This window comes from Variovorax sp. CAN15 (assembly GCF_030462475.1).
In the GTDB taxonomy this organism is placed as follows: Bacteria; Pseudomonadota; Gammaproteobacteria; order Burkholderiales; family Burkholderiaceae_C; genus Variovorax.
In genome coordinates, this window is the sequence record NZ_JASMRZ010000071.1 from 1 (window position 1) to 15241 (window position 15241).

Genomic DNA, 15241 nt, shown 5'->3' on the forward strand with positions numbered 1-15241 from the left:
AATCTGTCATATACTCGTGGGCTTCGCTACTGACAGCCGTTTGGTTGTTGAAGCGGCCGGTCTCTTTGGGGTTCTGGTTGTGGTGGTGAAGAAAAAGTCTTCGAAAGTTGACCGGTTCTTAAAAAACGGTGCATAATCGAAGGCTTCGCTGAAACGAACTGCTTCAGTGGCTTGCGATGAGAGTTGCGGGTTGCGAAAGAAGTTGGTGGATGTGAAAGCCAAAATAGTTTGGTTGATTTGAAAAAATCGTGCTAGACTACAAGGCTTCGCCGAAATGACTTCGGCGGCTGACAATGAAAGTTGTGAGCTGCGAAAAACGAAGAAATGGAAAGCGAAAAAAGTTTGGCGATTCTTTAAAAATCGTGCTAGACTACAAGGCTTCGCTGATCGCAGTGAGCAAACGAAGTAAACGACAAGTTGCTTCGGTGATCGTTAAAAAATTACAGCCGATAAGCGTGGGCGTTTGAAGGTAATTGCACAAGTTCTTCGGAACAAGTCGCAAGACTTAAAACGCTCATGAGAATAGAAGTGAAGTTCACTTCAATTCCGTTTTTGTGAGTTTTGCTCCATCGCGAGATGGGGCGCAAAAATCAAGATCGAACTATAGAGTTTGATCCTGGCTCAGATTGAACGCTGGCGGCATGCCTTACACATGCAAGTCGAACGGCAGCGCGGGAGCAATCCTGGCGGCGAGTGGCGAACGGGTGAGTAATACATCGGAACGTGCCCAATCGTGGGGGATAACGCAGCGAAAGCTGTGCTAATACCGCATACGATCTACGGATGAAAGCAGGGGATCGCAAGACCTTGCGCGAATGGAGCGGCCGATGGCAGATTAGGTAGTTGGTGAGGTAAAGGCTCACCAAGCCTTCGATCTGTAGCTGGTCTGAGAGGACGACCAGCCACACTGGGACTGAGACACGGCCCAGACTCCTACGGGAGGCAGCAGTGGGGAATTTTGGACAATGGGCGCAAGCCTGATCCAGCCATGCCGCGTGCAGGATGAAGGCCTTCGGGTTGTAAACTGCTTTTGTACGGAACGAAACGGCCTTTTCTAATAAAGAGGGCTAATGACGGTACCGTAAGAATAAGCACCGGCTAACTACGTGCCAGCAGCCGCGGTAATACGTAGGGTGCAAGCGTTRWTCGGAATTACTGGGCGTAAAGCGTGCGCAGGCGGTGATGTAAGACAGTTGTGAAATCCCCGGGCTCAACCTGGGAACTGCATCTGTGACTGCATCGCTGGAGTACGGCAGAGGGGGATGGAATTCCGCGTGTAGCAGTGAAATGCGTAGATATGCGGAGGAACACCGATGGCGAAGGCAATCCCCTGGGCCTGTACTGACGCTSAKGCACGAAAGCGTGGGGAGCAAACAGGATTAGATACCCTGGTAGTCCACGCCCTAAACGATGTCAACTGGTTGTTGGGTCTTCACTGACTCAGTAACGAAGCTAACGCGTGAAGTTGACCGCCTGGGGAGTACGGCCGCAAGGTTGAAACTCAAAGGAATTGACGGGGACCCGCACAAGCGGTGGATGATGTGGTTTAATTCGATGCAACGCGAAAAACCTTACCCACCTTTGACATGTACGGAATTCGCCAGAGATGGCTTAGTGCTCGAAAGAGAGCCGTAACACAGGTGCTGCATGGCTGTCGTCAGCTCGTGTCGTGAGATGTTGGGTTAAGTCCCGCAACGAGCGCAACCCTTGTCATTAGTTGCTACATTCAGTTGGGCACTCTAATGAGACTGCCGGTGACAAACCGGAGGAAGGTGGGGATGACGTCAAGTCCTCATGGCCCTTATAGGTGGGGCTACACACGTCATACAATGGCTGGTACAAAGGGTTGCCAACCCGCGAGGGGGAGCTAATCCCATAAAACCAGTCGTAGTCCGGATCGCAGTCTGCAACTCGACTGCGTGAAGTCGGAATCGCTAGTAATCGTGGATCAGAATGTCACGGTGAATACGTTCCCGGGTCTTGTACACACCGCCCGTCACACCATGGGAGCGGGTTCTGCCAGAAGTAGTTAGCTTAACCGCAAGGAGGGCGATTACCACGGCAGGGTTCGTGACTGGGGTGAAGTCGTAACAAGGTAGCCGTATCGGAAGGTGCGGCTGGATCACCTCCTTTCTGGAAACAGGCAATTTAATTTAAACGCCCACACTTATCGGTTGTTGGAAGAAGTCGAGATCGTCAAGATCATCGATATGGGTCTGTAGCTCAGCTGGTTAGAGCACCGTCTTGATAAGGCGGGGGTCGTTGGTTCGAGCCCAACTAGACCCACCAAATCTTCTGATATCTCGTGTGAGAGTTTGAGGGGGATTAGCTCAGCTGGGAGAGCACCTGCTTTGCAAGCAGGGGGTCGTCGGTTCGATCCCGTCATCCTCCACCAACAACTCGATGCTTATTCAACACCAAAGCAGCTTCCTGCGAAAGCATGAGGCTTCTTTGTTGTTGATCAGGATCTCTTGATCAATCGGCTGTTCTTTAAAAATTCATAGAGTCGAATCAGCGTTGTTGATGGAAACTGCACATTCGTAAAGGTTTAGTGCAGACCGTGCCATCAGCAACATAGAATTTTTGATTGCGTCAAAAGAAACTTCAATTTCGAGTCAAATCGATTTGAAGACGGCATAACGCGCCAGGTGAAAGACCTGGCAATTCCTTGATTGACTTTGGTTTCCGTGAGGAAACGTCAAAGTTATAGGGTCAAGTGAATAAGAGCACGTGGTGGATGCCTTGGCAATGATAGGCGACGAAGGACGTGATAGCCTGCGATAAGCTTCGGGGAGCTGGCAAATTAGCTTTGATCCGGAGATTTCCGAATGGGGAAACCCACCGAAAGGTATCGTTATCTGAATACATAGGGTAACGAGGCGAACCGGGTGAACTGAAACATCTCAGTAGCTCGAGGAAAAGACATCAACCGAGATTCCGAAAGTAGTGGCGAGCGAAATCGGAGAAGCCTGTTAGTGATAGCACAAGACATAACGGAACAGCTTGGAAAGGCTGGCCATAGCGGGTGATAGCCCCGTACGTGAAATGACCTGTGTGGTACTGAGCTAACGACAAGTAGGGCGGGACACGAGAAATCCTGTCTGAATATGGGGGGACCATCCTCCAAGGCTAAATACTCATCATTGACCGATAGTGAACTAGTACCGTGAGGGAAAGGCGAAAAGAACCCCGGGAGGGGAGTGAAATAGATCCTGAAACCGCGTGCTTACAAAAAGTAGGAGCCCGCAAGGGTGACTGCGTACCTTTTGTATAATGGGTCAGCGACTTACATTCAGTGGCAAGGTTAACCGAATAGGGAAGCCGTAGAGAAATCGAGTCCGAATAGGGCGATCAGTCGCTGGGTGTAGACCCGAAACCAAGTGATCTATCCATGGCCAGGATGAAGGTGCCGTAACAGGTACTGGAGGTCCGAACCGACTAGTGTTGCAAAACTAGCGGATGAGCTGTGGATAGGGGTGAAAGGCTAAACAAACTTGGAAATAGCTGGTTCTCTCCGAAAACTATTTAGGTAGTGCCTCAAGTATTACCTTCGGGGGTAGAGCACTGTTTTGGCTAGGGGGTCATGGCGACTTACCAAACCAAGGCAAACTCCGAATACCGAAGAGTACAGCTTGGGAGACAGAGCACCGGGTGCTAACGTCCGGACTCAAGAGGGAAACAACCCAGACCGCCAGCTAAGGTCCCTAAAATTGGCTAAGTGGGAAACGAAGTGGGAAGGCTAAAACAGTCAGGATGTTGGCTTAGAAGCAGCCATCATTTAAAGAAAGCGTAATAGCTCACTGATCGAGTCGTCCTGCGCGGAAGATGTAACGGGGCTAAGCCAGTTACCGAAGCTGCGGATTTGCAATTTATTGCAAGTGGTAGGAGAGCGTTCTGTAAGCCTGTGAAGGTGCGTTGTAAAGCGTGCTGGAGGTATCAGAAGTGCGAATGCTGACATGAGTAGCGTTAAAGGGGGTGAAAAGCCCCCTCGCCGTAAGCGCAAGGTTTTCTACGCAACGTTCATCGGCGTAGAGTGAGTCGGCCCCTAAGGCGAGGCAGAGATGCGTAGCTGATGGGAAACAGGTCAATATTCCTGTACCGATTGTTAGTGCGATGTGGGGACGGATCTTAATAGGTCATCCGGGTGTTGGATATCCCGGTTTAGATGGAAGTAGGCGTGCATTAGGCAAATCCGGTGCACATATACCGAGGCCATCGATCGAGCCAGCTTGCTGGTGAAGTGATTGAACGAGGTTCCAGGAAAAGCCACTAAGCTTCAGCTAACAACGACCGTACCGCAAACCGACACTGGTGCGCGAGATGAGTATTCTAAGGCGCTTGAGAGAACTCAGGAGAAGGAACTCGGCAAATTGACACCGTAACTTCGGAAGAAGGTGTGCCCTATTAGTGTGAAGCGAACAGCGGAGCATGAACGGGTTGCAAAAAATCGGTGGCTGCGACTGTTTATTAAAAACACAGCACTCTGCAAACACGAAAGTGGACGTATAGGGTGTGACGCCTGCCCGGTGCTGGAAGATTAAATGATGGGGTGCAAGCTCTTGATTGAAGTCCCAGTAAACGGCGGCCGTAACTATAACGGTCCTAAGGTAGCGAAATTCCTTGTCGGGTAAGTTCCGACCTGCACGAATGGCGTAACGATGGCCACACTGTCTCCTCCTGAGACTCAGCGAAGTTGAAATGTTTGTGATGATGCAATCTCCCCGCGGAAAGACGGAAAGACCCCATGAACCTTTACTGTAGCTTTGTATTGGACTTTGAACAGATCTGTGTAGGATAGGTGGGAGGCTTTGAAGCAGGGTCGCTAGATCTTGTGGAGCCAACGTTGAAATACCACCCTGGTGTGTTTGAGGTTCTAACCTAGGTCCATTATCTGGATCGGGGACAGTGCATGGTAGGCAGTTTGACTGGGGCGGTCTCCTCCCAAAGCGTAACGGAGGAGTTCGAAGGTACGCTAGTTACGGTCGGACATCGTGACGATAGTGCAATGGCATAAGCGTGCTTAACTGCGAGACTGACAAGTCGAGCAGATGCGAAAGCAGGACATAGTGATCCGGTGGTTCTGTATGGAAGGGCCATCGCTCAACGGATAAAAGGTACTCTGGGGATAACAGGCTGATACCGCCCAAGAGTTCATATCGACGGCGGTGTTTGGCACCTCGATGTCGGCTCATCTCATCCTGGGGCTGTAGCCGGTCCCAAGGGTATGGCTGTTCGCCATTTAAAGAGGTACGTGAGCTGGGTTTAAAACGTCGTGAGACAGTTTGGTCCCTATCTTCCGTGGGCGCTGCAGATTTGAGGAAGCCTGCTCCTAGTACGAGAGGACCGGAGTGGACACACCTCTGGTGTATCGGTTGTCACGCCAGTGGCATTGCCGAGTAGCTAAGTGTGGAAGAGATAACCGCTGAAAGCATCTAAGCGGGAAACTCGTTTCAAGATGAGATCTGCCGGGGCCTTGAGCCCCCTGAAGAGTCGTTCAAGACCAGGACGTTGATAGGTCAGGTGTGGAAGCGCAGTAATGCGTTAAGCTAACTGATACTAATTGCTCGTGCGGCTTGACCCTATAACTTTGATCAGTCAGATCAAGGTGTTATGCCAAGTTGACGCATTCAAAACAATTCGAAAACTGATTCCAAACTCTATGAATTCGTTTGATTGATCGCGTGATCAGTCAGACAACCCTTTATGCCTGATGACCATAGCGAGTTGGTCCCACTCCTTCCCATCCCGAACAGGACAGTGAAACGACTCAGCGCCGATGATAGTGCGGGTTCCCGTGTGAAAGTAGGTCATCGTCAGGCTCTTACAGCCACAAAAACCCCCGGTCCACATCGATCGGGGGTTTTTGCTTTGTGTGACGCAAATCAATTAATAAATAAGAAAAGCCGCGCCCGCAAAGAAATGGAAATAGACGGTCAGGTAACGATTGCGAGAACTGAACTATTCTCGCCATTACCCGCAATGACTCCGTATTCAATCGATTCGATAGTTCGTGCTACTTGATCGAGGAGCGCGCAGAAATAAAAAAAGCCCGATGGAAATCCCATCGGGCTTTTTGCTTTTGAAGCAGCCTGCTATCAGGCAGCCAGACGCTGCTCAATCGCAGCCTTCGTCTCCGGCAGCTCCTTCGGCAGATGGTGCTCAAGCTGCTTGAACAGCTCTGCATGCAGCTTCAATTCGGCCTCCCATGCAGCCTTGTCGATGCTCGTCACCGTAGCGAACTGCTCGGCACTGAAGTTCAAGCCAGTCCAGTTCAGATCCTCATAACGGGGGCTCACGCCGGTGATGTGATCCACGCCTTCGGTCTTGTTGCCTTCGACACGATCGATCATCCACTTCAGCACGCGCATGTTCTCGCCATAGCCTGGCCAGACGAACTTGCCATCGGCACCCTTGCGGAACCAGTTGGTCGTGTAGATCTTCGGCAGCTTGGCTCCGGCAGCTTCCAGCTTCTTGCCCAGATTGAGCCAATGCTGGAAGTAGTCGCTCATGTTGTAGCCCATGAAAGGCAGCATCGCGAACGGGTCGCGGCGCACCACGCCTTGCTGGCCAGCCGCTGCTGCGGTGGTCTCCGAACCCATGGTCGCGGCCATGTAGACACCTTCGACCCAGTTGCGAGCCTCGGTCACCAGCGGCACGGTGGTCGAACGGCGACCGCCGAAGATGAATGCGTCGATCGCCACACCCTTCGGATCGTCCCAAGCATCGTCCAGCGCCGGATTGTTCGTTGCAGCCACGGTAAAGCGCGAATTCGGATGCGCGGCCTTCGCTCCGGTTTCCTTCGCGATCTGCGGCGTCCAGTCCTTGCCCTGCCAGTCGGTCAGGTGCTCGGGCAGCGTCTTGGTGTCCTGCTCCATGCCTTCCCACCACACGTCGCCGTCGTCGGTCAGCGCCACGTTCGTGAAGATCACGTCGTGGTGCAGGCTGTCCATGCAGTTCGGATTGGTCAGCATGTTGGTGCCGGGCGCAACGCCGAAGTAACCTGCTTCGGGATTGATCGCGTACAGGCGGCCATCCTTGCCGGGCTTGATCCAGGCGATGTCGTCGCCGATGGTCGTGACCTTCCAGCCTTCGAAACCTGCCGGCGGCACCAGCATCGAGAAGTTGGTCTTGCCGCAGGCGCTAGGGAAAGCCGCCGCCACGTGGTACTTCTTGCCTTCAGGGCTCGTCACGCCCAGGATGAGCATGTGCTCGGCCAGCCAGCCTTCGTCGCGGCCCATGTTGGAGGCGATGCGCAGCGCGAAGCACTTCTTGCCCAGCAGCGCATTGCCGCCGTAGCCCGAGCCATAGCTCCAGATCTCGCGCGTCTCAGGGTAGTGAACGATGTATTTGGTCTTGTTGCACGGCCAGACGACGTCCTTCTGACCAGGCTCGAGCGGCGCGCCCACGGTATGCACGCAGGGCACGAACTCGCCGTCGGTGCCCAGCACGTCGTAAACGGCCTTGCCCATGCGCGTCATGATGCGCATGTTGACCGCCACGTACGGCGAGTCGGACAGCTCGATGCCGATGTGCGCGATCGGCGAACCCAGCGGGCCCATGCTGAACGGCACGACGTACATCGTGCGGCCCTTCATGCAGCCATCGAACAGCGGCTGTAGGGTCGCGCGCATTTCGGCCGGGGCCATCCAGTTGTTGGTGGGGCCGGCGTTTTCCTTCTGCTCGGAGCAGATGTAGGTGCGGTCTTCGACGCGCGCGACGTCGCTCGGGTCGGACACCGCGAGGAAGGAGTTGGGGCGCTTGACGGGGTTGAGCTTCTTGAAGGTACCTGCGTCGACCAGCTGCTGGCAGAGGCGGTCGTACTCTTCCTTGCTTCCGTCGCACCAATGGATGGCTTCGGGTTTGCACAGCGCGGCCATGTCGGCCACCCAGGCAATCAGCTTTGCGTTCTTGACGTATGAGGGCGCCTGAATGGTGAGGCCCTTCATCGTGGGTGCGTTCATCGGAAAATCTCCTAAGTTGAAAAATCGTCTTTCCGAACGGGACGCCGTGCCGGCTCAGGCACGGAGGTCCGTTTGAGAAAACGTTTCGCTTCTGGAGATTGCGTCTGCGCGGGCCGCACCGCCCGCGGACAAAGGCGCTAACGCCTGTCAGCGTCAGGCCATGAAGACGGCGATGGATGCCAGCAGCAGCATCAGCACGCCGCCAGCCAGCGGGAGCACGAGCGGCATCAGGTGAACGACCGACTCGACAGCGTCTTGTTCGACGGCCGCGCTGTGGCTCGGCTCGACGGGGGTGGGATTGGACATCGGGAAATTCCTCGAATACGCAATTGACAAACTGCTGGCATTTTACCGGCGGGCCGTCCGGAGGCGCTCTAGGGGGATGCGAGCCCCCGAATGGGGCCTTCCGGGCTTGATCTTGCAGCTCAATGCTGCTCTTCGGCCTCGAAGCCGGCGTCCTTCAGCGCGGCCAGCACGCTCGCCAGGTGGGCCCGCCCGCGGGTCTGCAGGACCAGCTCGACATCGACGTTCTGCGCCGCCAGCATGGTGAAGGCGCGCTGGTGGTGGACCTCGTCGACGTTGGCGCCCGCTTCGGCCACAGTGGCCGTGATATGGGCCAGCGAACCCGGCACGTCGCGCGCGCTCACCCTGATGCGCGCCAGCCGGCCGGCCCGCACCATGCCGCGCTCGATGATGGCGGCCAGCAGCAGAGGATCGATGTTGCCGCCCGACAGCACCAGCCCCACGCGCTTGCCCCTGAAGCGCTCCGGATGCCGGATCAGCGCCGCCAGCCCGGCGGCGCCCGCACCCTCGACCAGGGTTTTCTCGATCTCGAGCAGCATCAGCACGCCTTGCTCGATGTCGCCTTCGTCCACCAGAAGCAGGTCATCGACCTTGCTCGCGATGATCTGCTGCGTCAGCACGCCGGGCGTACCGACCGCGATGCCCTCGGCGATCGTGCTCGTGCCCTGTGCATGGTGCGTGCCCTTTACCGCGTTGACCATTGCCGGAAAGCGCGTGGTCTGCACGCCGACGATCTCGATGCCCGGCTTGCGCTCGCGCGCCGCGACCGCCATGCCGGCGATCAGCCCGCCGCCGCCCACCGACACCACCAGGGCGTCGAGATCAGGCACGGTGTCGAGCATCTCCAGCGCCACGGTGCCCTGGCCGGCGATGATCGCCTCGTCGTCATAAGGGTGCACGAAGGTCAGCCCTTCGCGCTGCGCAAGCTCGAAGGCATGGGTGCGCGCCGCTTCCAGCGTGTCGCCGTGCAGCACCACCTCGGCCCCGAAGCCGCGTGTGCGTTCGATCTTCACGCCGGGCGTGAAGCKAGGCATCACGATCAGCGCCCGCAGCCCGAGGCGCTGAGCGTGATAGGCCACACCCTGCGCATGGTTGCCGGCAGACATGGCGATCACTCCGCGTGTACCGTTTTGCGAAAGATCGACCAGCTTGTTGCACGCCCCCCGCTCCTTGAACGAGGATGTGAACTGCAGGTTCTCGAATTTCAGGAACACCTGGGCGCCGACGATTTCCGAAAGGGTGCGTGACTCGACGCATGGCGTATTGAGCACCTGCCCCTGGAGCCGCACCGCGGCGCGTTCGATTTCCTGGATTCCGACCATGGCGCGCATTGTGGCTGGAATCGCACCCATCAGGGTTTTTCCCGTTTCACGGTCTTCCCGAAGCCAAAAGTCTGCGTTATGGTCTGTCCGAAATTGTCCTCGTTGGAGGTTGCCTGATGGTCAAGCGTGCGGGTGTCGATGTAGTGGCTGCTGCGGTACGCGGGCAGGCATTGCCGTCGCCCGGACTCAAGGAAGCACCGGTGCTCGAGCTCATGTGCTCGCACTTCGTGCTCACGCTGGCAGCCAAGCAGGGGCCGCGCTTCAACGTGCGGCGCGACATCAACGGACTGCTCTCGCTGACTGGCCGCCATCTCGTGTGGCCCGCCGCGGTGCTGCAACGGCTGCGTGAATTCCTCGGCCGGCGCTGCGCCGGCAACGAAGCCTGGAAGGGCGTCGAAGACTTCGACGGCCGCACGCTGCTGGAGCGCCACGGCGTGTGGCGCGGCCCGTACGAGGAAGGCACGCTCTTCTTCTATCTCGACGAATACGCCAAGGACCAGCCGAAGGACTTGCTTTCGGTGCTGGCCGTCACGCGCGACTGGCTCACGCACGCGCTGCGCAAGCAATCGACGCTGGTCGAGAAGAACATCGACGCCCTCGCGGGCCTGCTGCAACTCAACAAGGCCGAGCGCGCGCTGCTGTTGTACGGCACGCTCGCGCGCTACCAGCGCGACCTGCGCTCGCTGCTGGTCGAGTTCAAGGTCAACAACGCGCCCGAGGCCTACGCCGCCATTGCAGACATCGCGGGCGTGAACGCCAGCGACGTGGGCGAGGCATTGCGCGCCGGCTCGCGGCTTGAGCGCATCGGGCTGGTCGAGAACCTCATCTCGGAGCACAACATCACCGACCTCGCCGACCTGATGAAGGTCAGCGAGAAGCTGCCGCCGGTGCTCATGCGCGAGTACCGCGACCACAACGAGCTGATGGCCGTGTTCACGCGCCCCTCGGCCAAGAGCGCGCTGGCGCCGCAGGACTTCTCCTTCGTGCAGGAAGACGTGCAGATGCTGGTCACGCTGCTGCGCGCCGCGGTCGCGCGCAAGGAGCCAGGTGTCAACGTGCTGCTCTACGGCCCGCCAGGCACCGGCAAGACCGAGCTCGCGAAGGTCGTGGCGCAGGCCGCCGGGCTCGAGCTCTTCGAGGTCGAGTACGCGGACCGCGACGGCAATTCGCTCAGCGGCCGCGACCGCTACCGCTCGCTGCAGATCGCGCAGGTGTTCCTCAAGGGCAGCGCGCAGGCCGCGCTGCTGTTCGACGAGGTCGAGGACGTGTTCCCGCCCATCAGCACCGAGGCCGCGCAGTTCATGGCGCGCGCCGAGCAGATTCCCGCGCCCACCAGCGGCAGCGTGAGCGGCAAGGCCTGGGTCAACCAGATCCTCGAGGCCAACCCCGTGCCCACGCTGTGGGTCACCAACCGCATCGAGCAGATCGATCCGGCCTTCCGCCGGCGCTTCGCCTACCACCTCGAGCTCAAGTCGCCGCCGCCCGGCGCGCGCGAGCAGCTCGTGAAGAAGACGCTCGAAGGCGTGGTCGTGTCCGAGGCGTTCACCGCCAAGCTCGCGGAGCGCAAGGGACTCACGCCCGCGCAGATCCGCACCGCGGTGCGTTTCGCGGGGCTGGCCGGCGCAGAGGGGGCATCGATGGAAGCGCTCATCGAACGCCAGTTGCGCAACGCCGACCTCGCCCTCGGTACCGCCGATGCCTCGCGTGGCGAACGCCGCAGCGTCACCACCTACGACCTCGACATGCTCAACGTCGAGACCCGCTTCGAGATACCGCGCATCGTCGAGGCGCTGAAGGCGCGCGGCCACGGCACGCTGTGCTTCTACGGCGCACCGGGCACCGGCAAAACGGCGCTGGCCGAGCACATCGCCGGTTCGATCGGACGCCCGCTCATCGTCAAGCAGGCCAGCGACCTCATGAGCAAGTACGTCGGCGAGACCGAGCAGAACATGGCCGCCATGTTCCGCGAGGCCGAGGCCGAGAAGGCCGTGCTGCTGCTCGACGAGGCCGACAGCTTCCTGCAGGACCGCCGGGGCGCGCAGCGCACCTACGAGGTCACCGAGGTCAACGAGATGCTGCAGGGCATGGAGCGCTTCAACGGCATCTTCGTCTGCACCACCAACCTGCTCGACCGGCTCGACCAGGCGGCGCTGCGGCGCTTCACCTTCAAGATCAAGTTCATGCCGCTCACCGCGGCGCAGCGCGAGCGCATGTTCGTCACCGAGGCGCTCGCCGGCGATGCGGCGCTCATGACGGCGTCGGTGCGCTCACGGTTGGCGGCGCTGGCCCAGTTGTGCCCGGGGGATTTCGCGGCGGTGAAACGGCAGACCGATATCCTCGCCACGGAGTTCTCCGCGAGCGAGTTCCTGGACCAGCTCGAAGCCGAGCACCGCATCAAGCCCGAAGTTCGCGAATCGCGCGGCATGGGCTTCGTGCAGTAGCTGCCACCCGAGGGCGGCGTCGGCCGCCGCCGCGCAGAACGAGAACATCCGTCCGCCGGTGCGGACACGCGCACGAGGAGGAGAACGCATGCTGGAGTCTCGCAAGATCGACGACGCGCGGCGGTTGCCGCGTCCTGTCGCATGGGCCGCCGCTGGCGCCGTGCTCGCGGCGGCAGCCCTGCTGTCGGCCTGTGGGGGCGGAGGAGGAGGCGGGGGCGGCGGGGGCCTGCCGATCGGCCTGATCCCCGGCGCAACGACACCGCCGCCTGCGGGCGGAGACGGTGGCGGCAACGGCACGGGCAGCGGCGTCGTCGCCTCGGCCACCGTCGCTGGCCTGTGCGCGTCGCCGCGCAGCGGCATCAACCCCGACACCGGCGGCGCCTACCCCGACCGCAGCGGCACGCTCGACAACGAGAAGAGCTGGGTGCGCGGCTGGATCGACGAAACCTACCTCTGGTACGGCGAGGTGCCGACCACCCTCAAGGCCGCCGATTACGCCACACCCATCACCTGGTTCAACGTGCTGAAGACAACGGCCACCACGCCCTCGGGCCGTGCCAAGGACCGCTTCCACTTCACCTACGACACCGAGGTGTACCGACAGCTCACGCAGGGCGGCGTCTCCGCCGGCTACGGCATGGAGACGGCTGCGATACGCAGTTCGCCGCCGCGCGACATCCGCATCGCCTTCGTCGAGCCGGGCTCGCCCGCCACCAATGCGAACCTGCAGCGCGGCGCGAAGATCCTCGACATCGACGGCATCAACGTCGTCAGCAGCACGGGCACCGCCAACGTCAACGCGATCAACGGCGCCCTGTCGCCCAAGGCCATCGGCGAATCGCACACCTTCACCTTCGAAGTGAATGGCGTCGCGCAGTCGCCGGTGCAGCTGACGGCGGCGAAGATCACCAGCACGCCGGTGCAGAACGTGCAGGTCATCGACACAGGCAGCGGCCGGGTGGGCTACCTGCTGTTCAACGATCACATCACCACGTCGGAGGCGCTGCTCATCAACGCAGTCAACACCTTCAAGCAGGGCGCCGGCATCCAGGATCTGGTGCTCGACATGCGCTACAACGGCGGCGGGCAGCTGCTCATCGCGAGCCGGCTGGCCTACATGATCTCGTCGCCATCGGTGACCGCCGGCAAGACCTTCGAGCAGCTGGTCTTCAACGACAAGAACCCGTTCCATCTCACGCTCGCGCAGACGCTCACGCCGTTCACCGGCACCAGCCGCGGCGGCCAGCCGCTGCCCACGCTGGGCCTGTCGCGCGTGACGGTGCTTACCGGTCCCGACACCTGCTCGGCGAGCGAGTCGGTCATCAACAGCCTGCGCGGCGTGGGCGTCACCGTCAACCTCGTGGGCGGCACCACCTGCGGCAAGCCCTATGGCTTCTATCCGCAGGACAACTGCGGCACCACCTACTTCGCGATCCAGTTCAAGGGCGCGAACCAGCGGGGCGAGGGCGACTACAGCGACGGCTTCGCGCCCAACGCCGGCTGCACCGTGGCCGACGACTTCAACCACCAGCTGGGCGACAAGGCCGAGGCGCGGCTCGCCGCCGCACTCGCGCTGCGCAGCTCGGGCTCCTGCCCGGTCTCCACCAAGCCCGCCATCGAGGGCCTGGAGAAGAGCATCGAGCCTGAAGCGGAGCAGCCCTACCTCCCGGGCCGTTCGCCGCTGCGCGAGAACCGGTTGATCGGCCTGCCCGATCCGGCCTGAAGGCCCGCTGAGAAGCCTGCCCGAGCCCTCCTCCGGGCTCGCGGAAAACCCCTAGCCAGCGGCGCTTGCCACTCCCGCTGCTCGCGTCTTAGAGTGAAAAAACGTTTGCGCAAATGTTTGCGCAAACGTTTGTATTTGAGGGTGGACCGGTTTGCCGGAGCCTGAAAACCAAATTCCTAGTACCAGGAGAGAGAGATGCAGATGCGCAAATGGATCGGGGCGATGTTCATCGCCGTCATCACGGTGTTGGCGGGCTGCGGAGGCGGCGGCAACGGGGGCGGGGGCATCGGCCTTGGTCCGGGCTGGGGCGGTGGCGGTGGCGGTGGTGGATCGGGAGGCGGCGGCGCCGGCCCCCAGAAGATCATCATCGACAGCGACTACAACACCATGAGCGACGACGGTCAGCTCGGCGTGATGGCCGCGCAGCTGCAGGCCGAGGGCAAGGTGCGGGTGATGGGCATCAGCGTGGTCTCGGGCAACCAGTGGCTGAAGCAGGGCGTGGCCGACGCGCTGATGTCGGTGGAGCGCCTGGGCGTGGGCGACCGCATCGGCATCTACTCGGGTGCGAACTACGCGCTGAACCACACCTTCGCCGACGTCGAGGCGGAGATGGCCGCCGGTGCCGGTGGCGACGGCTACCTCGGCGCCTGGGGCGGCCCCGAGCCCAAGACCGATGCCGACCTCAAGCCCTCGCCCGACGGCTTTGCCAAGCACACGGTGCTGCAGCGCAAGACGGCGGTCGACTTCATCGTCGACACCGTGAAGGCCAACCCCGGCGAGATCACCATTCTGGCCATCGGCCCGCTCACCAACATCGCGCTCGCGGTGAAGCAGAACCCCGAGATCGTGCCGCTCATCAAGAAGATCATCTACATGGGCGGCGCCATCGACGTGCCGGGCAACACCACCAAGGCCGCCGAGTTCAACTGGTGGTTCGACCCCGATGCGGCGCAGTTCGTGGTGCGGCTGCCCATCCCGCAGGTGGTGGTGCCGCTGGACGTGACCGACACCGTGTTCCTCACCAAGCCCATCTACGACCGCATCGCGCACCCGGCCAAGCCCACGGCCGTGACCGACGTGTTCCAGAAGCTCAACGGCTATGGCTTCGACGGCAAGAACGGTTTCGAGACAAACCCGAACTACACCCAGAACATCTGGGACACCCTCACGCTCGCCTACCTGATCGACCCGAGCTACGCCACGCAGACGGTGGACCGCTATGTCGACGTGATCGCCAGGCCGGGCGCGGCGGACAACGGCCGCTCCATCGGCTATTCCTCGCAGCCCTCGGGGCCGACGCTGCAGAAGATGACGGTGGTGAAGAAGTTCGACAACGCGCGCTTCTTCGAACTCTACGTCGACCTGCTCACGCGGCCTGTGCCCGTGCTGTTGCCCCTGACGTCGAACTGAGCGGCGTCATAAGCCGCGCTTATCCAAACGCAACCGGGAGACCCGTTCCCGGCAGGCGCCGTCCTTCGGATACTCGCCCAC

At 60.0% G+C, this 15241-nt stretch carries 6 protein-coding genes, 2 tRNA genes and 3 rRNA genes; 8 read left to right on the forward strand and 3 right to left on the reverse strand.

The features are described from left to right. Positions 1-598: 598 nt before the first annotated feature. From QMO14_RS27095 to rrf, 5 genes are all read left to right on the forward strand, one after another. Positions 599-2133 (forward strand): 16S ribosomal RNA (locus tag QMO14_RS27095). A 79-nt stretch (positions 2134-2212) separates the two neighbouring features. Beyond that, a tRNA-Ile gene (locus QMO14_RS27100) sits at positions 2213-2289 on the forward strand. 30 nt (positions 2290-2319) lie between these two features. After that, a tRNA-Ala gene (locus QMO14_RS27105) sits at positions 2320-2395 on the forward strand. Between the two features lie 315 nt (positions 2396-2710). Beyond that, positions 2711-5581 (forward strand): 23S ribosomal RNA (locus tag QMO14_RS27110). A gap of 125 nt (positions 5582-5706) precedes the next feature. Further along, a 5S ribosomal RNA gene (gene rrf, locus QMO14_RS27115) occupies positions 5707-5819 on the forward strand. The 16S, 23S and 5S rRNA genes sit together here with 2 tRNA genes alongside, the layout of an rRNA operon. 276 nt (positions 5820-6095) lie before the next feature. Here rrf and QMO14_RS27120 read toward each other — a convergent pair. The 3 genes from QMO14_RS27120 to QMO14_RS27130 form a co-directional block, all read right to left on the reverse strand. Next, complete coding sequence (locus tag QMO14_RS27120; RefSeq protein ID WP_301510959.1) at positions 6096-7961, reverse strand: phosphoenolpyruvate carboxykinase (GTP); 1866 nt, start codon at positions 7959-7961, stop codon at positions 6096-6098. A gap of 153 nt (positions 7962-8114) precedes the next feature. Continuing rightward, positions 8115-8267, reverse strand: a complete 153-nt coding sequence (locus QMO14_RS27125) for a hypothetical protein (RefSeq protein WP_301510960.1) — start codon at positions 8265-8267, stop codon at positions 8115-8117. Positions 8268-8386: 119 nt separating this feature from the next. Continuing rightward, the gene (locus QMO14_RS27130; RefSeq protein ID WP_301510961.1) at positions 8387-9586 is read right to left on the reverse strand and encodes a threonine ammonia-lyase; all 1200 of its coding nucleotides are present in this window, start codon (positions 9584-9586) and stop codon (positions 8387-8389) included. A 116-nt stretch (positions 9587-9702) separates the two neighbouring features. Between QMO14_RS27130 and QMO14_RS27135 the strand changes: the two genes are divergently transcribed. The 3 genes from QMO14_RS27135 to QMO14_RS27145 all read left to right on the forward strand — a co-directional run bounded on the left by QMO14_RS27135 (position 9703) and on the right by QMO14_RS27145 (position 15160). Then, positions 9703-12027, forward strand: a complete 2325-nt coding sequence (locus QMO14_RS27135; RefSeq protein ID WP_301510962.1) for an ATP-binding protein — start codon at positions 9703-9705, stop codon at positions 12025-12027. Positions 12028-12115: 88 nt separating this feature from the next. Beyond that, positions 12116-13750, forward strand: coding sequence for a S41 family peptidase (locus QMO14_RS27140; protein ID WP_301510963.1), 1635 nt, complete (start codon positions 12116-12118; stop codon positions 13748-13750). A gap of 195 nt (positions 13751-13945) precedes the next feature. Beyond that, positions 13946-15160 carry a nucleoside hydrolase gene (locus QMO14_RS27145; protein WP_301510964.1) on the forward strand — a complete coding sequence of 405 codons (1215 nt, stop codon included), beginning with the start codon at positions 13946-13948 and terminating at the stop codon, positions 15158-15160. The last annotated feature ends 81 nt before the right edge of the window (positions 15161-15241 follow it).

Coding starts and splice junctions, on each gene's coding strand:
- QMO14_RS27120 (WP_301510959.1), bottom strand. CDS start 7,961: ATGAACGCACCCACGATGAAGGGCCTCACCATTCAGGCGCCCTCATAC.
- QMO14_RS27125 (WP_301510960.1), bottom strand. CDS start 8,267: ATGTCCAATCCCACCCCCGTCGAGCCGAGCCACAGCGCGGCCGTCGAA.
- QMO14_RS27135 (WP_301510962.1), top strand. CDS start 9,703: ATGGTCAAGCGTGCGGGTGTCGATGTAGTGGCTGCTGCGGTACGCGGG.
- QMO14_RS27140 (WP_301510963.1), top strand. CDS start 12,116: ATGCTGGAGTCTCGCAAGATCGACGACGCGCGGCGGTTGCCGCGTCCT.
- QMO14_RS27145 (WP_301510964.1), top strand. CDS start 13,946: ATGCAGATGCGCAAATGGATCGGGGCGATGTTCATCGCCGTCATCACG.